Here is a 20827-nt window from a genome sequence, read left to right on the forward strand (position 1 = left end):
CCAAAATAGCTGCGGCCAGCCGAAGCTGACCGCAGTACCTCTTACTTCCTGCTATTAACTTAGAAGTTGTAAGTCAGTTGCAGGGTGTACGAGCGACCACGAGGGTCGGCGACACGCGGGTCGAACGCTGCACCAGGCGAGTAATCGTTCTGGTGTGCAGTGAACGGTGGATCGCGGTCAAACAGGTTCTTGATACCGAAAGTGATATCCCAGTCTTCCAGCGCCATGTAACGTACGCTGTAGTTGTAGATAGTGTAGCTACCTACTTCGCCGTCATAGTACGTTGGGAAAGCGATGCCTGATTGCACACCTGGTGGGATCTCATCGTCATAGGCATGACGATAAATCTGCGTCAGGTTATGGGCAAAGTCACCTTTTGCATAGTTAAATACAATGGTGTGCTTCCAACGCAGCGGGATATTACCACGTGAGTGCGTACCAACTAAGTTGTCGCCCCACTGTGCGTTGTCGAGGAGTTTTTTCTTATCCTCAATCAGGTAGCTACCATTGAAGTTAACGTCCCACAAACCGCCGGCGAGCTCGCCGTTGGACTGAATACCCACTTCAATACCGGTCGTTTCACGCTCACCTGCGTTGATGTAACGCGAGTCGATGGTTACCAGGTTACCCTCTGAGTCACGAATAAAGTTGTCTTCGAATAACTCGTAGTTTTCAATTAAGTCGCGCAGACTCGGAACCTGAATAGTACCGTCGATGACAATGCGCCACCAGTCAACGTTCATTGAGAAGCTGTCATTCGGCGCATAGACCACACCAAAGCTTTGCTGCTTCGACTCTTCCGGGCCTAAGTCTTCTTTACCACCGAACAGTCGGGTTGGCTGAATGGCTTCGTCACAGTTTGGATCACTTGCGTCCACTTCACCGTTCGGACAGTCGCGCGGGTCAGCAAGATCCTGCCCCGTATAAGGCACTTCAGTTACACCATTAAACAACTGATTGAAAGATGGGGTCCGGAAACCAGTACTGTAGGCACCGCGAACCAAGACATCTTCCGTCGGTGTCCACATCAGGCCAACTTTCGGATTCGTGGTACCGCCAAAACCATCATAGTGGTCATAACGAACCGCAAGGTTCATTTCGAAAGTCTCAACCACCGGTACTAGCGTCTCAACAAAGACCGCTTTTACCGTACGATCGACGTCATCAAGTTCGTTGGCATTATCAAAAGGAGCGCCATAAATTTCAGGACGATCGGCCGCTTCACGGCGGTCGCCATTAAACTCATAACCCTCATTGCGAATATCAATACCACCAGCAACATAAATATTGTCGCCGCCCAAGCCAAGGTTGAAACCCGAGTCGCCGGTAATTGAAGCATCAAACTGGGTCAATGTGGTTTTGCCGCCATAAAGAATGACGCCTTCAGCTGAGGCCGCTGCCAGTGCTGCCATGCCAGCTTCAGACTGTGACTGACTTGGTAATAAGAACGGGTTGATCGCCCCGCTACCGATACCTTGTGCCAGCAAGCTGGTGTAATGGTAACCGCCACCAAGTTGTGACTCTGACTCATTGGTTGCATGGCCTAAGCCAACACGGTAATCCCAAAAGCCGATCTGGCCTTCGACACCAAACTGAATTTTCATCGCCTGGGTGGTGGTTTCAATTTCACGCGGACCACAGTCCATACAACGCCAGCGATATGCAATCGGCGCGCCGATATTCAACTGGTCAGCACCATAATAATCGGTCAAAGCATCAACGATATAGTCGTATGACTCGCCAGTACTTGGGTACCAGCCTTCGCGACCAATTGACCAAGGGGTAATCTGATTCGGTTCAAATACTTTTTCTGAAGTGACTTCTGAGCCCATTAACTCGACAAAGCCTTCGGCATTGTCGCCCAGGGTCATGGTCGCGCGGCCCACGAAGTCAACACTGTCAACCGGCTGTTGCAAGGCTGCAGCACGAGGATAGTCCCAGGCACAACTGACACCAGAGTTGCGCGCACGGTTCCAAAGCTCAGCAGCGTCAGGACCCATATTAGGGTAGACGTCACAGCCTGGCATGCCAGGTAGCGCAAGAACGTTCAGTACGTCGTTCTCAAGGCCGGTGTTCGGGTTAATGAGTCCAGTACCGATCAGGTTGTAGTTCGGACTGGTAGGGTCATCGCCACCCGGACGGTCATTCAGTGACGCGAACGGTGTACCACGGGTATCTGGCGACAAACCACTTTCTGGCTGGAAGGTGTTGGTGAAATCACGATCAACACCGCGCAGAATTTCTGCTTTGCGGTATGACAGTGATGCCATAACATTGTAGCCATCTGAATAAAGGTCACCGGTACCAGCAAGCGCGTTTACACGATAGATATTACCGCCACCAGCTTCAGTGTGATCGACAAAGGTACCGACCTGCGCGCCCTGGTAGTCTTTTTTCAGGATGAAGTTAATAACACCACCGATTGCATCGGTACCGTAAACGGCTGATGCACCGTCACGTAATACTTCAACGCGCTCAATGGCAGAAAAAGGAATTGAGTTCAGGTCAACTGACCGGCCTTTAAGACCGTGTGTCGCTGTGCGACGACCGTTTAACAGAACAAGTGTAGAACCTGAGCCCTGCTGACGCAGGTTGGCGCTTGATGCACCATTATTGCCGCGCTCTTCACCACTTACGATACCGGTATTACTGGCCAGGTTGTCGTTTGAATTTGAAGCAACGTTCAGTTGTAACATTAACTGCTCTGCAGTCGTGATTCCCTGCGCATCAATCTCTTCACGCGAAATAACAGTCAGCGGTAAATCGCCTTCTATCGCGGTACGCTTAATGCTGGAACCTGTGACTGAAATTCGTTCAACTTTTTCTGCTTCTTCGTTTTGCTGTGTGTTCTCTTCTTGACCAACATCCTGAGCATAAGCCATACCGCTCATACTCGTGGTTAGTCCCAGCACGAGTGCTATTTTATTGAGTTTCACTTTGCAATCTCCGCTCGTTGTAAGAATCTGGTACGTATATAACTACGTCTTCTTGTTATATTTCCGGCCGTCGTCGACTGAAAATTACTACAACAGATGGTCAAACCATCAATACGTTGAAAGTATCATATATTCTTATAATGTAAATAATAAATTATTCCAAGTTGTTTTCTGTTCATTTTTTAGTCTTTGCGACTAGTGCTCGTTTGTATACGATGAAGTTTCTTACTTTTTCTCCACACTTAGCGCTACTTCTAGAATTTGTTGCCGAATGTTGCAAAGGTAAATCAGCGTATTCTTTCGCCCTCAACACTGTGACTCGTGCCGATTAAATCACAGTCAGGATCCCGGTGCCGGGTCGGCGTTAGTAATCGCTTGGAATAATTTATTTTTCGTGGGCGCTCACGTAGTATAGCCCCGTACCTTTTCATGTTATTGATCCACTGAGAGAGCATTATGCGCCGTTTTATCGTTCTGTTGTTTAGTTTAATTGGCCTCGCTTCATGTAGCCCGCAACCAGTAACTGACGCGGACGACGTTCGCCATGTGCTCGGCCAGAAACTGATGCTCGATTTTCGCTATTTCTGTCAGGACGGCACGTCTGCCAGCGAATGCAAGCAGGCCGTAACTGAATTACCCGAGGCTTTAGCCGAGGTCTTGCGTCAGGGTCATATTGGCGGCGTGATATTATTTGCCGATAACCTTGAGACCGCGCCGCAAATTGTGTCGCTGATTGATGAAATGCAGCAGGTGATGCATTCAGCAGGGTTGCCACCACTTTTTATTGCCGTGGATCAGGAAGGTGGCCGGGTTGCACGTTTACCGGCAAGTATTTCTACCCGCTTTGCCGGCAATATGGCGCTCGGCGCCACTTATGCTGCACATGGCACCACTTACGCTGAGCAGGTTGCGGCCGGAATTGCCGAAGAGCTAAAACTGTTCGGTTTTAATCTCAATTTCGCACCCACCGTCGATGTCAACGTGAACCCTGACAACCCGGTCATTAACGTGCGTAGCTACGGCGAGGATGCCGAACGGGTTGCCACCCTGGGCCAGACCACCGTCGCCAGCTTGCAACAGTATGGCATCATGAGTGCGCTCAAACACTTTCCCGGTCATGGCGATACGCACGTCGACAGCCATACCGGACTTCCACGGGTTGACCATGACCGTGCGACCATCGACGCTGTAGATTTGCTCCCCTTCCGTCGTATTATTGCCAGCCCTACACCGCCGGCGATGGTGATGACTGCCCATATTCAGTACCCCCAACTTGATAGTACGAAGTTTGTCGCGACGAACGGCGAGCCAACCATTGTGCCTGCCACTATGTCACGCGCTATTCTAACCGGAGTCTTGCGTGAACAGCTTGGCTATGAAGGCATCATCGTCACCGACGCGCTGGACATGGCGGGCATTGCGCATTATTTCGCGCCGCTGGAAGCTACGGTACAAACCTTTCGCGCGGGTGCCGATATTGCATTGATGCCGTACACCCTACGCACGCCGCAGGATATCGAGAATTTCTGGCAGTATTTCGACGGGCTGATCGCAGCGGTAAAAGCGAATCGCCTTGATCGACATGCGCTGCAGCTCTCGGCACAACGCATTGCCAGGCTCAAAGCTGCTTACCAACTGGAGCAACAGGCTGCGGTACCCCGCAGCGAGCGACTGGCGCAACTGCAGCAACTGCCCTTCCCAAGCCTGCGACAACAAGAGCAGGAATTAGCGCAGGCGGCAATGACCCGGATTTACGATAACGGTGTTTTGCCTTTAACGCAGTCGCATTGGCAGCTCGTCATGCCTGATACTTTGCGCTGTCATGCCTTCACTGCGGCTTTGCGCGCGCAAGCACCGCACATTACCAGTACTTGTCTGAGCCTGGCCGCACTGCCAGCGGAGGAGCCATGGCATGACTGGCCAACCGATGTGCCCGTTATTATTGGCGATATTACCCCGCATCACAGCCTGGCGGAAATGGGCGGCATGGATGACTTAGCCAGCTGGCGCGAACGCCCGAGTAAGGAAGAACAGTATGCGTGGGTCACAGACCTGCTGCGCGTTACCGATGCACGGCAACAACCCACGGTGTTGGTCGCGCTGCGCACGCCCTATGTTGCCAGCCGCTACCGTGAGCTGGCTGACGCCGCGCTTGCCAGCTATGACTACAGTGCCGAAGAGACCGCTGAAGGAGAGCTCCACAGCCCCAGTTTCCGAGCTATCGTGCATAGCCTGCTGACGAACGAGGCACCCGGGCAACTACCGGTCAGCGTCGACTAACTGCAACAGTTCTTCAGCTGCGGCGCCCAGGCGCGGCAGCTGTTTCCAGGTCAGTCCCTGCGCTGATAACTCCCGCAGCCCCCGCTGCCCCCGCGCGTCACCGACAAACTCAATCACGTAGGCGCTTGTGTCATTGTCACGACACTTCAATAAGATATCCGCCAGGTAAGGCGCATGCTGACCATCGTCAATAGTCAGCTGCGTAATTTTGATGTCGACAAAGCCGTCTGCAAAGTTGGCCGGAATAGCGTAATAGTCGGCCAGACTGTAGTCCTGATAGACGCCACTAAGAACCGCGCTTAAAGCCGCTTGTAGCGCGATGACATTGAGTCGGCGGGCAACCTGTCGTGTGGAATCGTCACGATGCGCGCCACTTTCAATCAAGATGGTGCTTGCGCCGCAACCCGCTATGGCATCACCAAATGAACGCTCCGAATAGCTATCGTCATAACGGCCGATGCCTTTGGGCAGGTAGTGCGACAAAATTTGTCGCATATGGGCAATCAGCTGCTTCGCCCGCAACCGTGGGCCGTCGACATGTTTGTCGGGATGATACGCCGGCGCCAGAAAGGCGATCGTTGCCGGCTCACCCTGCGGGCCTGCGGCATAATAAGGGTTCTGATCGTGTAGGTTAAATGCTACTGAAGGTTTCAGCTCTTGGACCTGCTGCCATAGCAGGCGTCCTTCCGGGGTTTGCCGGGCTAACGCGTCACGATTCATGTCAATGCCCTGTGCGGTTTCCCGGGTGCCTGCCGCAGCACCATCAGGGTTCAGCATCGGAATGACATGCAAGGTCATCAGTTGCTGCCAGTCAGGGGGCAGTTCTGTCAGTTTCTCTGAGCTAAGTAGTTTTAACCAGTCCAGTACTGCAGCGGTCGCTGTCGACTCGTTACCGTGCATTTGCGTCCAGGCCAGCAGCACCAGCGGTCCCTGCCCAATACTAAAGCGCCGGATCGGGGTGCCCAGATAAGAGCGTCCGATGTGCTGGTGACGGATCATGGGTAGCGCGCTAAGCGCATCGAGCACGGGCTCGATCTGTGTATAAGTCAGTTGACGCGTGGCCAGGTCGGGCCATTTGTGCTGCTGCCAAAGCGACTCGAGTGCGCTCACAGCACTGTTCGGGTGGGTCATAGCGGTTCCTTATTGCTTAAATTGCAAAGTTCATCGAGCACATAAGCAATATGTTGATAGTGAACTTTAGGCTCGCCCTTACTACCGCTGTGGTGGCTCAATCCGATCTCACAGGTGCGGCTATTGCTAACGGCGAAACGACAATTTTCCGGCACCTGCTCGGCCAAAGGCGCCAGTGCACTGGCGTTTAGCTCTGGCTGGGTAAACCCTTTGTCACCAGCAAAGCCGCAGCACTTAATGTACTCAGGCTCAGTTACCTGATGGCTGCATGCCGCCGCCAGAGCGCGCAAGGCGTTGCCCTGATCCAGCCGTCGACTGCTGCAGGTGACATGTAACAATAAAGGTTCATCAGCAGGCTTAAAATCGAGCTCGGGTAAGACGAAGCGGTATAAAAACTCGCTTAATTCATAACTGGTATAGACAGCAGAGTCCTGCAACTGCAAGGCACAGGGGCTGGCGTCCAACACCACCGGCCAGCGACCATCTTCACTAAGCTGCTGTAAGTAGCTTTGCAGTTGCTGTTGCTTGCTTTGCGCCTGTTGCGGATAACCTTTACTCTGCCAGGGCTGACCGCAACATTGCTGTGGGCTATCTGCCAGAATCAGTTCATAGCCAGCGCGCTGGCATAAACGTTGCACCACCTCGGCCAGCGGCGGCTGTCCCGGCGTGCCAAACACCCGATTCGGGCAAGTTGTGAAATAAACCAGGCGCTTTTGCGAAGCGTGCGGCTGCGACAATTTTGTTTTTGCTGCCGGTAGTGGCAGTGCTGGCCGGCGTTGTTGCCAGCGACTCAGCGGAGCGCCTACGCGTAGCGCAAAACGCGCAATGGTTTCGGTGCCACCCTGATGCTCTGCCAGCCAGCTTGCCAGCCGAGGATGTTTTGCCTGCGCGGCGCGCAACTGCTGTACCCAGGTACCGGTATTGATTCCTACCGGACACGCAGTAGCGCATAAACCCGTCGCTGCGCACGAATCGATACCCAGGTGCTGAAAGTCATTCATGATGGTGTCACGCTCTGCGGGCTCTAATGCCGCGGCACGACGCATCAGCGCAATGCGCTGGCGCGGGCTCAGCGTATAATGCAGCGACGGGCACTGCGGCTCGCAAAAACCACATTCAATGCAGGCATCAACGGTACTGTTTACCTCTGGTAGCTTTTTCAGATCTTGCAGGTGCGCCTGCGGGTCGTCATTGAGAATAACCCCGGGATTTAAAATGTCTTCCGGGTCAAGCAGCTGTTTGATACGGCGCATCACCGCCAGTCCCTCGCCGCCCCATTGGGCATAAATATAAGGCGCCATGTTGCGCCCGGTACCATGCTCTGCTTTCAGGGTACCGTTGAAGTCGCGCGTGATGAGTTCGGCCACGGCATCCATAAAGCGGGCGTAATGCTGAATTTCGTTGACACTGTCAAAGGCCTGGGTAAAGACAAAATGCACGTTGCCGTCTAAGGCGTGGCCAAAAATGATGGCTTCATGATAGCCAAAGCTGACTAATAACTGCTGCAGCGCATTCACCGCAAGGGGTAGCGCTTCTAGCGGCACGGCCACGTCTTCAATCACCACAGTAGTACCGCTGGCGCGTACGGCCCCGACCGCGGGGAACAAGCCTTTGCGAATTTGCCATAGCGCCTGGATGGTGGCAGGGTCGGAGCTAAAGGGGCAAAGCGCCAGCACTTCTGCGTCAAGCGTTTTAAAACAGTCATTAATGGCTCTTTCTGCAAGCTGTAGCGCGGCGCGATCATCACGGCCAATATCGATTAACAACGCAACGGCACCGGGTTCTGGCTGCACCTGACTGTGACGCTGCAGTAGAGAAGCAACCGAGGCCAGTGCCCGGTCGTCCATCAGCTCCACTGCCTCTACGCCAATTTCCTTCAGTTGCGGAATGATCGCGCACGCCGCATGGCTGTCGGGAAACAAATACAAACCCGTGGCGCTGGTCTGTGGTAGCGCAACAGTGCGATAGGTAATATCAGCAATGAAGCCGAGCGTACCCTCAGAGCCAATGAGCAGATGGCTGAGAATAGCAACCGGATCATGATAATCAAGCAATGCGTTCAGGCCGTAACCCATGGTATTTTTCAGGCGATACTGACTTGCGATTGCAGCCGCCAACTCGGTGTTTTCCCGTACTTCTTCTGCCAGTTGTGCCAGGCCGTCAAGCAGCTCATGGTGGCTGCTACGAAAGGCATTTACAGAGGCTTCATCAGCAGTATCCACACAGGTGCCGTCGGTCAGCACAAAGCGAATGCCAGCCATGGTGTGGTAACTATTATGCTTAACCCCACAGCACATACCCGATGCGTTGTTCGCCGCAATACCGCCAATCTGGCAGGTATTAATAGAGGCCGGGTCCGGACCGATTTTGCGTCCATAAGGCAGCAGCGCCTGGTTCGCATGCGCGCCAATAACACCGGGCTGAAGTTTTATGTAAGCACCGTTAGCCAGAATCTCGTGGTTTTGCCAGTCGCGGGTCAACATTACTAATACCGAGTCCGAGATAGCCTGACCCGATAAGCTGGTGCCTGCTGCACGAAAGGTCAGCGCAATGTTATGTTGCCGCGCCAGACGAAGCAGCTGCTGCAACTCAGCTAACGCAGCAACTTGCACCACCAACTGCGGCAGCTTGTGGTAAAAACTGGCATCGGTGCTGTAAGCCATACGCCGGCTCAGATCTGTGATCAACCGCTGCGCAGGAACCACATGGCGCAACTGGCGCAAAAACATGTCAAACTGTTCGGTCACCGTTTCTCCTGCTGTCGCCTTTATCTACGGAGGCTCTGGTCATTAAAGGTGATTTTGATATTCACATCAACTGGTTTATATTTGAATAAAAAATTCCGCAGATCTTCTGCAAGCTCTCAAAAGGTGGGACACGATGTCCGCATTTGCAAAAATAAAAGCCATTCAAAAATCGTTATCCAACAGTGAAGCCAAACTGGCCAGCTTTACGCTGGAGTCGCCTGCCGCACTGCGTGACTTATCGTCGCAAGAGCTGGCTAGCACCGTCGGCGTCAGTCAGTCCAGTGTCGTCAAGTTTGCGCAAAAGTTGGGCTACAAGGGTTACCCTGCGTTTAAACTCTCTGTGATCGATGCCCTGAATAAAAAGGCCCACTTAAGCGCACGGCTGCATGGCGAAATTACGCTTGAAGATGACTTCAACGAAATGGCTGATAAGCTGTTAGCCGGAAAAATTAATGTCCTTAGCGAGACGCGCAACCTTAATGAAAAAGCCGCGTTTCAGCAGGCTGTAAGCAAGCTTCTGGCGGCCCGGCGGATTCTTATTGCGGGTATCGGTGGCTCAGCGCTGGTGGCCAAAGATTTGTCTTACAAATTACAAAAGCTCGGTTTGCAGGCTATTGCCGACCCTGACAGCCACATTCAGCTAGCCAATGCCGCCACCTTTGGGCTTGACGACGTGGTGGTTGCCATTAGTGAATCCGGCAGCACCAAAGAAATCACCCGCGTGGTAAAAGAGGCGCGGCGCCATGGCAGCGCGGTCATTAGTATTACCCGTTATGGCAAAACCCCCATTAGTCAGGTATCGGACATTAAGTTATACTCCGTTGCCGAGAGCGAGCCGGCCCGACTGTCGTCTATTCATGCCCGGACCGCGCAAAACCTGGTCATTGATCTCTTATTTATTGCCCTGATTCAGGCTTCCGAGTCCGGCCGCGAAACCCTTACACGTACCAATCACGCATTTCAACGTTTGCGCCAGAATTAATCATTGTCCGGATACAGCAGGTACCGCTCGCGCTGCTTTTTAAACTGTGCCAGTTGGTCCTGCCAGCCGGCGCGTATCTGCGCTTCGCTCTGCCCTGCTACAATCGCCAGGCGCAGCTTGTCGGTGCCACTTAACTTGTCCATGAAATCCGGCGACTGGAAAAAGGTAACGCCGGCCTCGCTAAAGGCCTGGTGTGCCTGCAACAGCAGGCTCAAATCAAAACCTTCGATCGCGCTATTACGTAAATCAAGGCCATACAGGGTCTCACCCTCAAGTTTCGGGTGTGGCGCACTGGTTGGCATACTGCGCGGCGAGAACTGAAACTCGCCCAACCTCACTTCGTCGTGACCGATCACCTGAAATGGAAATTCGGTACCGCGGCCGACACTGACCGCGGTCGGCTCGAACAGACACAGCGACGGGTACAACTGAATCGCCTGTGCGTTCGGCAAATTCGGGCTCGGCGCGACAGGCAGCTGATAATCCATGTCACGACGATAATGGGCCACCGGAACCACCTTTAGTTGCAGCTTCTCCGCCTGGTTTATCCAGCCTTCGCCTTTAATCATCTGCGCCAGTTCAGCGACGGTCATACCGTGGAGCAGCGGAATCGGATGCATCCCGACAAATGACTGAAATTCCGGCGCAAGCACTGGGCCGTCAACGAAGCTACCGTTCGGGTTGGGCCGGTCAAACACCCACATGGTCAGGCCCTGCTCAGCAGCCGCTTCCATGACATAGTGCATGGTGCTGATATAGGTATAGAAGCGCGCGCCGACATCCTGAATGTCAAAAATGATGGTATCGACGCCTGCCAACATTTCCGGCGTCGGCTTTTTGGTTTTTCCGTAGATCGACAAAATCGGCAAGCCGGTACGCGGGTCGATGGCATCATCGATGGTCTCGCCCGCTCCTGCGTCACCGCGAAAACCATGCTCTGGCGCCAGCACTTTAACCACCTCAACACCTTGCGCAAGTAAGAAGTCGACCAGGTGCTCATCGCCCACCCGCGAGGTCTGATTCACCACCAGGGCCACACGCTGATCGCGCAACTGCGGCAGGTAATCCTCACTTTGCTCGGCGCCTACAATAATCGGTAGTGAGGCACTGACCGGCGCGGCCGTTTCGGTTTTCTGACAACCCGCTAACAGGGCGCAGGTGAGCGTGATAACGGCCAGCCACTTCATAACTGCGACTCCACCGCGGCGCGTAAGAAGCCATTCTGCTGCGCCAGCAGTTGCTCGGCGGTCGTTGCGTCAAGTCCGGTCAGGATCATCAGAATGGCCAGTTTCGCGCGGTTATCTGCGGCTTTCAGTGCCTGCTCGGCCACCTCGCGCTCGCAGTCGGTGGCCTGCATGACAATACGAATGGCGCGTGCCCGCAACTTTTCGTTACTGGCGTTCACGTCAACCATCAGGTTCTCGTATGACTTGCCAAGGCGGATCATGCTGGCGGTGCTGAGCATATTCAGCACCAACTTCTGCGCCGTTCCCGACTTCATACGGGTGGAACCGGTTAAGGCCTCGGGCCCTACCACCGGGCAAATACCAATGCTGGCGGTGTTCATTAACGGGGAGTCAGGGTTACAAGTTACAGCCACGCTGACTGCTTTGATGCTGTTTGCGTACTCAAGAGCCGCGACGACATAAGGCGTGCGGCCACTGGCCGAGAGCCCGACCAGCACGTCATTAGCACTAAGGTTGACCGCCTGCACATCGGCAACGCCAGCCTCGCGGTCATCTTCTGCGCCTTCAACGGCAAACTGAATGGCTTGCTCACCGCCGGCAATAATGCCCTGCACCAGATCATCAGGCACGCTGAACGTCGGACGGCACTCCACTGCGTCGAGAATACCGAGCCGGCCACTGGTACCGGCGCCGATGTAGAATAACCGCCCGCCTTGCTGCAGTTTATCGACAATAGCATCCACCGCCTGTGCAATTTGCGGAACCTCGGTTGCCACCGCCGGCGCGACTTTGGCGTCTTCATGATTAATTTTTCGCAAAATGGCTTCGCTCGATAGCAGGTCAATATCGAGCGTGTCAGGGTTACGCCCTTCGGACACGATACTATTAAGTTGTGCCAGCAAATCTTCCGTTTTCTTTATGTTTTCCATGCGAACTCTTCACGTGCTTGTGGCTGCTTTGTCGGGCGCCCGGCCAGACAAATAAGCGTCGAGATGGTGGTGCCGATCATCAATTGCCAGGTGAAACCAATATCGGTCACCCAAGTGGCCGGCAAGAGTAACTGCTGTGTGTATGGCTGCATCAGTAGCGGTGACAAAAAGCCAATGACTAATGCGGCTGTGACTGTGCGACGGTTGCCCCGCTGACTGAACAAGGTGACAAAATAGACCCCTAACAGACCGCTATAGGAGAAAACCATAACACTTAAGGCAAATTGCAGCAGCGGTGTTTCGGTATATTGTTGCCAGTAGTAGCAAAGACATGCCATCAGTGCCAGCGCCGCGGCGACCAGCGCCATACCTACCTGCCCCGCCCTGACGAAGTGCTTATCGTCGCGCGCTTTACCGCGACTTTGCTGCCAGGGCCGGTAAATGTCCTGAATCAACACGCTCGACATGGAGTTCAGCCCCGAATTCAGGGTTGAGAGCGCGGCCGCGATTATGCCGATAGTCACCAGTCCGCGAACGCCTGCGGGTATTTCCGTTAAAACGTAGTACATGAAAATGGTGACAGCTTCGCCGGCAAAGGTTGGCACGGGCTCGGAACCTGATGCGCTGGCCATGATGTCGGGGCGCTGATAGTAAATAAACAACAGCAAGCCGATGATAATAAACAGCAGCATGACCGGAATAACCATGACCACCGACATGAGAATAGCTTTGCTGCCCTCTTTCGCGTTCTTACAGGTCAGAACCCGTTGCGTCATATCCTGATCAAGACCGAAGGCGGCAATATTAAGTAGCACAAAGCCAGTCAGCACCGACCAGATATTAAATACACCGGAACTGCTGAAGTCGACGTCGGTGTCAATGAGCTGTAGCTTCGAGCCCATGCCCGGCGCAGGGTTTTGCAAGGCGTGGAATAACTCACCAAAACTTAACGGAATGGCGTTATAAAGGACAATAATTACCGCAATTGCAGCGCTGATATAGACCAGCGCCTGCAGCACATCGGAATAAATAACGGTGCGAATACCGCCATAAACCGTGTAAACCAGACCGACGAAGGTCAGAATGAGCGTGGCGGTAATAACACTGTTGGCCTCAATATTGCCGAACAAGATCATCGCGACGGCAATGGCCGCCATATACAGCCGCGCGCCACTGGCAAACACCCGCCCGAATAAGTACATAAGCCCCGCCTCGCGCTTGGCACGCGCACCAAAACGTTGCTCCAGCAGCTCGTAAACCGTGTAAACGCGCTGCTGATAAAACTTCGGGATCAGGAAGACTGCGACGAAGGCAACCGCAATGAAGGCACCAATATTGGTTGCCAGATAGGTAAGATCGCCACGATAGCCCTGATCAGGCCCACCCAGGAACGTCGCCGCTGACTGCGAAGTTGCCAGCACCGAAATCGCAACCACCCACATCGACATTTTATTGCCGCCGAGAAAGTAGTCCTGTGTCGATTTACTCTGCCGGTTAAACAGCCAGCCGCTGCCCAGCAACACCAAGCCATACGCCACAAACACCAGCACGTCGGCAAGAGAATATTGACCTAGCATAATCCTTCGCTTTGCTTCTACATTGTGCCCATAAAATAAATTATTCCACCCACAAAGTATAGATGGAATATAAATTTGGAATAAAAAGAGGGGGCTGCCCCCCCTTGCCAAATGTTATAGGCGGGTGGTGAGGAGTTGCTGGATGGTGCGGCGCAGCAGGTCCTCGAGCTTGGCGCCGGCGTGGCCGACGTTGGCTTCGGTGTTGTCGTCGACGCTGGTCTGCGCGGCGATAGTGAACTCGCGGGTGCCGTCGTGCAGTGGCAGGCAGATGTGCGCTAAGGCAACGACTTCGCTGGTGCCACGGGTTTCGCTGGGTCCGGCGCCGAGCTTATGGAAAATACGCCAGTTGCCGCCGGTTGCGGTATCTAAGGTGTCCTGCAGGCTGCGTCCGGCAAGAATGGGGTATTGCGCCTGCAACGCCTTTGCCACTGCGCGATGCGGCATCAGACTGGCACCGGCCATCATGCCACCGGCGTTGGCCACATTCTCACTATGCCCCGGACCATAAAACAGCATCATGACAGCGTCGTCACTGACCCCCGGCAGGCGCGTCTCAGGCACGCGTTTGTGCGTGGCGAGGCGTTTTAAAAACTCGGCCGAGGCCAATGTTGTCATTGGTTTATTACCGGTCAGGCCGCAGTCTTCGCAACGATAGGTCAAAGCGCCGGGATCATTGTCTCGGGCGACAAACTGGGCGCTGACAAAACGCGACGGCGTACGCCAATAATTATCTTCCGGCACGAACGCAGAAGGACCATAGGCCCCGCGAAACTTAACTTCGGGCTGGCCAATATTCAGCCATGCGTCGTGAAACAACGCGGTCAGGTAGTCGCGCCCGGCAAGGTTGGCAAAGTAATAGGCGATAGCGTTCGAGTTGCCATCGGCCAGCCCGGAGCTCTCATAGCTATGAACGCTGGTGATTAAGTCGGCGAGCTTCACGTCACCGACCAGGGTATCGGGCTGGGCCAAATTCGCACTCACCAACGACATGGCGCCAGCATACGCCATCACTTTTGAAGAACTCCACGGCTCATATAAGTCGTCATGCGTGCGCGCATTGGCAAGGTAACGAAATGCCAGTTCATCGCCCTTTTGCGCATAATCAATCACCAATACTTTCCCATCCTCCACCGAGGCCGGGAAAAAGGTCCAGTCGTGCACCGTCTGCTCAACCCAGCCCTCGCCGGTGCCGGTCTCGGCCACGGTCGCATAGTTTTCATTGTCCGCAGCGACGGTTGGCGCGCAGGCCTGCCAACGTGGCTCTGGTTGCGCCGGCAGCAGTGGCGGTGCCCCCATGATCTGCTCATAATAAGTCAGACCTTCCGGCTCCTGCTCGGCAGTACAGGCCACTAACGGCAGAAAGGCGCACAGGCTCATCAGGCATTTTGTTGTATTTTTCATCGTTTGATTCCTTATTATTCCCAGTTCAAGAATAAAGTATTACAAATCGAGAGGCAAAGTATGGCAGTATGTTGGCCATTAACGCACACGAACTCATAAGAAAGATAGTCTATGACGCACGAAACGACGCCTTTATCGCCAGCCGGTACGCTTTACGCTGGCATTGACGGGGGTGGCACTAAATGTCGGGCCGAATTGTACAACGCCGATGGCAAGCTATTAGGCGCTGGCATTGCCGGCGCAGCCAATATCGCCCGTGACAGTGAAATCGCCAAGCGATCCATACTGGATGCGGTTACCGCGGCGGTTAGTGAGGCGCAACTGCCGCCTGAAAGCCTTGGACAGATACGCGCTTGTGGTGGCTTTGCCGGCGCTAATTTGCCCTCAGCTGCGAATATAATGCGTCAGTGGCAGCACCCTTTTCAGAGTTTTGACTTCAGTTCAGATCTGCACACAGCACTGTATGGCGCCCACAATGGCGAAAATGGCGCGGTACTGGTCATCGGCACCGGCTCCTGTGCCGCTGCGCTGGTAAGCGGTCAGCTACAACAGTTCGGCGGTCACGGTTTCTTACTGGGCGATAAAGGCAGTGGCGCCTGGTTGGGTAAGCAAGCGGTCATTCATACGCTGGAAGCTATTGATGGCATTCAGCAGCACGGCGCGCTTGCCGCCGCCGTGCAAGCTCATTATCAATGTCACAGCGCCACCGCTTTAGTCGACAAACTCAATCAGGCTCACCCCGGGGTGTTTGGTGAGTTATGCCCGCTGATACTGCAACTTGCCAATGATGGTGAAGCTAGCGCCAGGGCGCTGGTAGCCGAAGGCAGTACTTACCTGAGCGCTATAGCCCGCAAAGCCCTGCAAAACAGCGGCGGTAAGTTAGTGCTCACCGGTGGCGTTGCGGGTGCGCTGCAGCGGTGGCTCGATACCGACATTCGCGAACAGCTGAGTACGAGCCACTATGGCCCCGAGTGGGGTGCGATTATGCTCTACCAAAACGGAGGCATGCCAAGCCATGGTAACTGAAACACGCATGCAGCAAGAGGCCCTGGCGGTCCCCCAGGTCATTGCCGCGCAACTCGAGGCCAACGCAGGACGCTGCGCCGCCTTAGGTGCCGCACTGCGCGAAACGCCACCGCAGGCCATCATGATGATCGGTCGTGGCACCTCCGATCATGCCGGTGTGTTCGCCAAATATCTGTTTGAAGTTGAAGCAGGCATTCCGGTATTCGCTGCCGCACCCTCCGTTGCCGGCATTTACCAGCGACAGTTAAAGCTTGAGAACTGTCTGGCGATTTGTATTTCGCAGTCCGGACAAAGCCCCGATATTGTCCAGCAAGCCGAGCTGGCAAAAGCCGGGGGTGCCAAACTAATCGCGATCGTCAATGTTACCGACTCACCGCTGGCGCGCCTCGCTGATACGGTACTGCCGCTGCACGCGGGACCGGAACTGGCGGTCGCCGCGACCAAAAGCTACCTGGCCAGTCTAAGCGTCCTGGTACAAATGTGTGCCTACTGGCAACAGAGTCACCAGTTGCATGCCGCACTAGAACAGCTGCCAGAGCAGCTGCAGCAGGCCCAAAACGAACCTGCAATGCTACATACCGAACACCTGCAACAGCTGCGCCACTGCGTAGTACTCGGTCGCGGCTTTGGCTATGCCATCGCCCGTGAAGTGGCACTTAAGCTCAAAGAAGTTCTGGGCATTCACGCCGAGGCATTCAGTAGTGCTGAGTTTTTGCACGGCCCGGTCACTCTGGTCGAGAAGCACTTGACGGTATTTAATATTCACATTCATGATGAAGGCAGCACGATGCATCAGCGCCAACTGGCCGATATTGAACAACGTGGTGCCGAGGTTATTCAGATGAAAGCCCCTGCGAACATGCACCCGCGCCTACAGCCACTGGCGGTCATGCAGCGCTTCTATCTGGACATTGAACACGCCGCGCGACAGCTGGGCCTGAATCCCGATGCGCCGCCAGGTCTGAAAAAAGTTACGGAAACCCACTAATGTTTGTTTGCGATTACGTCCTTACCCCCAAAGGCTGGCAACATCATCAGCAGGTCAGCGTTGAGCATGGCCGTATTGTCAGTGTCAGCGATGCTCCTGAAGACCACCAGTTACCCACTTATCATGGACGCCTGGTTCCCGGCTTCATTGACGTACAAGTAAATGGTGGCGGTGGCGTGCTGTTTAACCAACAGCGCTCACCAAAAGCATTGCGCCACATCATGGCGGCGCACCTTGAGCATGGCACCACCGGCATGTTGCCCACGCTTATTACAGACAGCATAGAAGCCATGACCGACGCCGCTCAGGCCATTAAAGATGCCAAACAACAAGGCGTTGCCGGCATTCTGGGGGTACATTTTGAAGGCCCCTGGCTGTGCAGCAAACGCAAAGGGGTACATAGCGAAAAGTATATTCGTGAACCCAGCGAAGAAGAGCTTGCGTTACTCACCGACCCCGAGCTGGGATTGGTTATGGTGACACTCGCGCCGGAAACTGCCTCTACTACCATCATCAGTAAGCTGGCGAATGCGGGCATCAAAGTCTTCTTAGGCCACTCCGACGCCAGCGCAGAACAGGTGAACGAGGCGTTAAAAGCCGGTGCCGTGGGCTTTACCCATTTATACAATGCCATGTCGCAACTGCATTCCCGCGCACCAGGCATGGTGGGTGTTTGTCTGGCCAGCGACGCCTATGCCGGACTGATTGTTGATGGCTTTCATGTCGACCCACAAGCCTGTCAGGTTGCCTTTCGGGCGAAAGGCAAAGGCCAGATGATGCTGGTCACCGATGCCATGGCGCTGGCCGCGACCGATGCTACCGAAGTTGATTTTTTTGACACCAAAATTCGCCGCAAAGGCAATAAGCTGACCACCCCCGACGGCACGCTGGCGGGCTCCTGCCTGACCATGATCGAAGCGGTTAAAAATACCGTGAACCTTTGCGACATGCCCTTAGCTGACGCGATTGAAATGGCGAGCCTGACCCCGGCCAAAATGCTTGGCATTGCCCACGAGGTAGGCAGCATTGCCCCGGGCCACCAGGCCAATTTTATGCTCTTAGATGAACACTTGAATATCGCGCAACTCTGGTTGCACGGCGAAACCACCCGTAAGGACGCGTAATCATGGCAACCTTTATTCCCATGCTGGTTATTGGCTTACTGTTTTTTATTTTTGGCTTCGTGACTTGGCTAAACGGCGCGCTGATCCCCTTTTTGCAGACTATTTCGGATCTCAACGAGTTTCAGGCCCTGCTGATCGCGTTTTGCTTTTACATTGCCTACGTGGTGATGGCGCTGCCTATGTCATGGGTGCTTGACCGCACCGGCTATAAAAATGGCATGGTGCTTGGGCTTGCTCTCATCGGCTGTGGCCTGCTGTTGTTTGTACCTGCCGCGCAAACGCATCTGTTTGGCATCTTTTTGCTGGCGCAGTTTGTCGTCGGCTCCGGGCTGACCATTTTACAAACCGCCTCAAACCCTTACATTGTGCGCATTGGCCCTCACGATTCTGCCGCGGCGCGAATTGCTATTATGGGCATTTTGAATAAAGCCGCCGGGGTTATCGCGCCATTATTTTTCACCTGGCTGGTACTGGCTGACTTCCCCAACGTGAGCGCGGCGAGTATGGCCGAACTGAGCGCGGTTGAGCGTGCCGCCCAAGTGAATGCTATGGCGGCCAAAATTATTCCGCCCTACGTTGGTATGGCTATTGCTATGTTCGTACTGGCGGGTGCTTTTTACCTGGTACGTCTGCCTAAAATTAAAGAAGAACCGCCAAGCGGTGCCGCAGTACATGAGTCGGTGTTAAAATATCCGCAGCTGGTACTTGGTGCCATTGCCTTGTTTTTCTATGTGGGTGTTGAGGTCATTGCCGGTGACACCATTGGTATGTATGGCTCAAAGCTGGGCCTGGCGAATTATTCCAGCCTGACCTCGTACGTCATGACCGCCATGGTAGTCGGTTATGTACTTGGTTTAATCCTCATTCCACGCTGGCTGAGCCAGCAAGGCGCGCTGACGGGCTCTGCGCTATTAGGCGTTATTTTTACCGGTTTACTGTTAGTTAGCTCCGACACCAGCACAACCATCGCTAGCGTGCTTTGGGGCTGGAGCGGCGCACCGCTGGTGCCTGACTCGGTAGCCTTTTTAGCGCTACTTGGCTTCGCCAACGCCATGGTCTGGCCCGCCATCTGGCCTCTGGCGCTGGCAGATTTAGGCAAATTCACCGCCCGTGGCTCGGCCATCTTAATTATGGGTATTGCCGGCGGCGCGATTTTACCCCTGGTTTATGGTGCTTTGGCGGACGCTTTCAGCAGCAAAAGTGCCTACGCATTCTTGCTGGTCGGTTATGTCATCATCGGCTGGTATGGCTTGCAGGGACACAAGAAACGGAGCTGGTAAAAAGATCTTCCGTGGTAGGCTTTGTGCTATCCGGCGTTTCAGGCTATCCTGAATAAAAAATAAGAAGTAGAACAAGAGTCCGTGCGCCGTGGAAATGCATCTTCCCACCCTGATTATTACGATCATTGCACTCAACTTAATGTTGTGTGGGGTGATGTTGATCATTTATCAGGTCCGGCGTACCCAGAAAAGCTTTCTGACCTGGGCGTTATCATGTGTGATATTCGCCATGGCTATCATGTTTTCCAGCGCACGGATCCTGGTCGAAGACCAGTTATGGCTGACTATTTTTGTTGCCAATCTTGCCTTTATTTTTGCGCCGTTACTGGCATTGCATGGTCTGCGACAGTATCAGGTACAGGGGCCCGTTTCCTTAAAGCTGGTCGCCTTGGTCATGAGCTATAGTGCGCTGCCACTGGTCTACCTTTACACGTCGCCCTTGCATGCACATACCTTAACCGCCGTTATCTGCGCCGCCATTTATTTATTTGCCGCGGCCTTTATGCTGACCATACGTCAGGCTCCGGCGCTCTCGCGCAATGTATTGTTTCTACTCTTCTTACTACATGGGGCGCTGATGCTCGGTATGGCCGGCATGCTGGTTGAGAATCTGGGGGCAAGCCAGTTTATTACTGTGCAGCCTATTCTTAAACTAATGCTGATCACGCATCTGTTACTCACCACCGGTACTGTGACGTTATTCCCGGTGTTTGCATTCGCCATGAGCGAGCGACGCTTGCTCGAGCTCGTCAACTTTGACGAGCTGACACGCTTGTTGAACCGACGCGCGTTCTTTGAGCGCGCGAGTATGATGCTGGCAAAAAACCGTGTTTTACGACGGCCTTTTTGTGTACTGGTGGTCGATCTCGACGAATTAAAGCGCATCAACGATCGCTATGGCTATGAAGCCGGCGACGCTTGTCTAAAAGCCGTCGCTGACGTTATCCGCGACACAATTCGCGACCAGGACGTGGCAGCGCGCATCGGGGGTGAGGAGTTTGCCGTGGCACTGAGCGATGCCGACCGTAATCAGGTTGAACTGCTTAGTTATCGCTTATGTCAGCGGGTCGAGCAGCAAGCATTTAGCTTTCAGGGTGAGCCGATTGAGCTGACGGTGAGTATTGGCGGTATTTTCAGTATTGCCAGCCGCCGCGAGCTAAATGACCTGCTTAACGCTGCGGACACCGCACTTAACCAGGCCAAAACCAGTGGCCGTAATCAGTTCAAATTCGCTTAGGG

Annotated in this window: 14 protein-coding genes; 7 read left to right on the forward strand and 7 right to left on the reverse strand. The window is 54.1% G+C overall.

The window, feature by feature from the left end:
* Positions 1-59: 59 nt before the first annotated feature.
* Entirely contained in the window at positions 60-2936 is a 2877-nt protein-coding gene (locus CWI71_RS02290) for a TonB-dependent receptor domain-containing protein (protein WP_198678709.1), read from the reverse strand.
* Between the two features lie 456 nt (positions 2937-3392).
* Here CWI71_RS02290 and CWI71_RS02295 point away from each other — a divergent pair, with 456 nt between their 5' ends.
* Positions 3393-5216 carry a glycoside hydrolase family 3 N-terminal domain-containing protein gene (locus CWI71_RS02295; protein WP_126753643.1) on the forward strand — a complete coding sequence of 608 codons (1824 nt, stop codon included), beginning with the start codon at positions 3393-3395 and terminating at the stop codon, positions 5214-5216.
* On the opposite strand, the gene CWI71_RS02300 is transcribed toward CWI71_RS02295, so the two are convergent.
* Complete coding sequence (locus CWI71_RS02300) at positions 5196-6347, reverse strand: M14 family zinc carboxypeptidase (RefSeq protein ID WP_126753644.1); 1152 nt, start codon at positions 6345-6347, stop codon at positions 5196-5198. The genes CWI71_RS02295 and CWI71_RS02300 overlap by 21 nt on opposite strands.
* Positions 6344-9094, reverse strand: coding sequence for an FAD-binding and (Fe-S)-binding domain-containing protein (locus tag CWI71_RS02305; protein ID WP_241967581.1), 2751 nt, complete (start codon positions 9092-9094; stop codon positions 6344-6346). Before CWI71_RS02305 ends, CWI71_RS02300 begins: the two co-directional genes overlap by 4 nt.
* A 133-nt stretch (positions 9095-9227) precedes the next feature.
* On the opposite strand from CWI71_RS02305, the gene CWI71_RS02310 reads away from it, so the two are divergent.
* Positions 9228-10076, forward strand: a complete 849-nt coding sequence (locus CWI71_RS02310) for a MurR/RpiR family transcriptional regulator (RefSeq protein ID WP_126753645.1) — start codon at positions 9228-9230, stop codon at positions 10074-10076.
* Here the strand turns inward: CWI71_RS02310 and CWI71_RS02315 are convergent.
* From CWI71_RS02315 to CWI71_RS02330, 4 genes are all read right to left on the reverse strand, one after another.
* Entirely contained in the window at positions 10073-11263 is a 1191-nt protein-coding gene (locus CWI71_RS02315; protein ID WP_126753646.1) for an exo-beta-N-acetylmuramidase NamZ family protein, read from the reverse strand. The two genes, CWI71_RS02310 and CWI71_RS02315, sit on opposite strands and share 4 nt — an antisense overlap.
* Positions 11260-12192, reverse strand: a complete 933-nt coding sequence (murQ, locus tag CWI71_RS02320; protein ID WP_126753647.1) for an N-acetylmuramic acid 6-phosphate etherase — start codon at positions 12190-12192, stop codon at positions 11260-11262. Before murQ ends, CWI71_RS02315 begins: the two co-directional genes overlap by 4 nt.
* Positions 12180-13769, reverse strand: a complete 1590-nt coding sequence (locus CWI71_RS02325) for a sodium:solute symporter (protein WP_126753648.1) — start codon at positions 13767-13769, stop codon at positions 12180-12182. Before CWI71_RS02325 ends, murQ begins: the two co-directional genes overlap by 13 nt.
* A gap of 114 nt (positions 13770-13883) precedes the next feature.
* Positions 13884-15170, reverse strand: coding sequence for a hypothetical protein (locus CWI71_RS02330; protein WP_126753649.1), 1287 nt, complete (start codon positions 15168-15170; stop codon positions 13884-13886).
* Between the two features lie 111 nt (positions 15171-15281).
* On the opposite strand from CWI71_RS02330, the gene CWI71_RS02335 reads away from it, so the two are divergent.
* The 5 genes from CWI71_RS02335 (at position 15282) to CWI71_RS02355 (ending at position 20825) form a co-directional block, all read left to right on the forward strand.
* Entirely contained in the window at positions 15282-16196 is a 915-nt protein-coding gene (locus CWI71_RS02335) for a glucosamine kinase nucleotide-binding domain-containing protein (protein ID WP_126753650.1), read from the forward strand.
* On the forward strand, positions 16186-17184 hold the full coding sequence (gene nagB-II / locus CWI71_RS02340) for a glucosamine-6-phosphate deaminase NagB-II (protein ID WP_126753651.1): 999 nt from the start codon (positions 16186-16188) through the stop codon (positions 17182-17184). The genes CWI71_RS02335 and nagB-II overlap by 11 nt, the downstream gene beginning before the upstream one ends.
* Positions 17184-18308 carry an N-acetylglucosamine-6-phosphate deacetylase gene (gene nagA / locus CWI71_RS02345; RefSeq protein ID WP_126753652.1) on the forward strand — a complete coding sequence of 375 codons (1125 nt, stop codon included), beginning with the start codon at positions 17184-17186 and terminating at the stop codon, positions 18306-18308. Before nagB-II ends, nagA begins: the two co-directional genes overlap by 1 nt.
* A gap of 2 nt (positions 18309-18310) precedes the next feature.
* The gene (locus tag CWI71_RS02350; protein WP_126753653.1) at positions 18311-19588 is read left to right on the forward strand and encodes a sugar MFS transporter; all 1278 of its coding nucleotides are present in this window, start codon (positions 18311-18313) and stop codon (positions 19586-19588) included.
* 94 nt (positions 19589-19682) lie between these two features.
* Positions 19683-20825, forward strand: coding sequence for a GGDEF domain-containing protein (locus tag CWI71_RS02355; protein WP_241967600.1), 1143 nt, complete (start codon positions 19683-19685; stop codon positions 20823-20825).
* Positions 20826-20827: the final 2 nt, after the last annotated feature.

The organism is Pseudidiomarina insulisalsae, assembly GCF_003987065.1.
Lineage (GTDB): Bacteria > Pseudomonadota > Gammaproteobacteria > Enterobacterales > Alteromonadaceae > Pseudidiomarina > Pseudidiomarina insulisalsae.

What these genes read in the sequence shown, in the direction of transcription:
- CWI71_RS02295 (WP_126753643.1), top strand. Translation starts at nt 3,393, where the DNA reads ATGCGCCGTTTTATCGTTCTGTTGTTTAGTTTAATTGGCCTCGCTTCA.
- CWI71_RS02300 (WP_126753644.1), bottom strand. Translation starts at nt 6,347, where the DNA reads ATGACCCACCCGAACAGTGCTGTGAGCGCACTCGAGTCGCTTTGGCAG.
- CWI71_RS02310 (WP_126753645.1), top strand. Translation starts at nt 9,228, where the DNA reads ATGTCCGCATTTGCAAAAATAAAAGCCATTCAAAAATCGTTATCCAAC.
- CWI71_RS02315 (WP_126753646.1), bottom strand. Translation starts at nt 11,263, where the DNA reads ATGAAGTGGCTGGCCGTTATCACGCTCACCTGCGCCCTGTTAGCGGGT.
- murQ (WP_126753647.1), bottom strand. Translation starts at nt 12,192, where the DNA reads ATGGAAAACATAAAGAAAACGGAAGATTTGCTGGCACAACTTAATAGT.
- CWI71_RS02325 (WP_126753648.1), bottom strand. Translation starts at nt 13,769, where the DNA reads ATGCTAGGTCAATATTCTCTTGCCGACGTGCTGGTGTTTGTGGCGTAT.
- CWI71_RS02330 (WP_126753649.1), bottom strand. Translation starts at nt 15,170, where the DNA reads ATGAAAAATACAACAAAATGCCTGATGAGCCTGTGCGCCTTTCTGCCG.
- CWI71_RS02335 (WP_126753650.1), top strand. Translation starts at nt 15,282, where the DNA reads ATGACGCACGAAACGACGCCTTTATCGCCAGCCGGTACGCTTTACGCT.
- nagB-II (WP_126753651.1), top strand. Translation starts at nt 16,186, where the DNA reads ATGGTAACTGAAACACGCATGCAGCAAGAGGCCCTGGCGGTCCCCCAG.
- nagA (WP_126753652.1), top strand. Translation starts at nt 17,184, where the DNA reads ATGTTTGTTTGCGATTACGTCCTTACCCCCAAAGGCTGGCAACATCAT.
- CWI71_RS02350 (WP_126753653.1), top strand. Translation starts at nt 18,311, where the DNA reads ATGGCAACCTTTATTCCCATGCTGGTTATTGGCTTACTGTTTTTTATT.
- CWI71_RS02355 (WP_241967600.1), top strand. Translation starts at nt 19,683, where the DNA reads ATGCATCTTCCCACCCTGATTATTACGATCATTGCACTCAACTTAATG.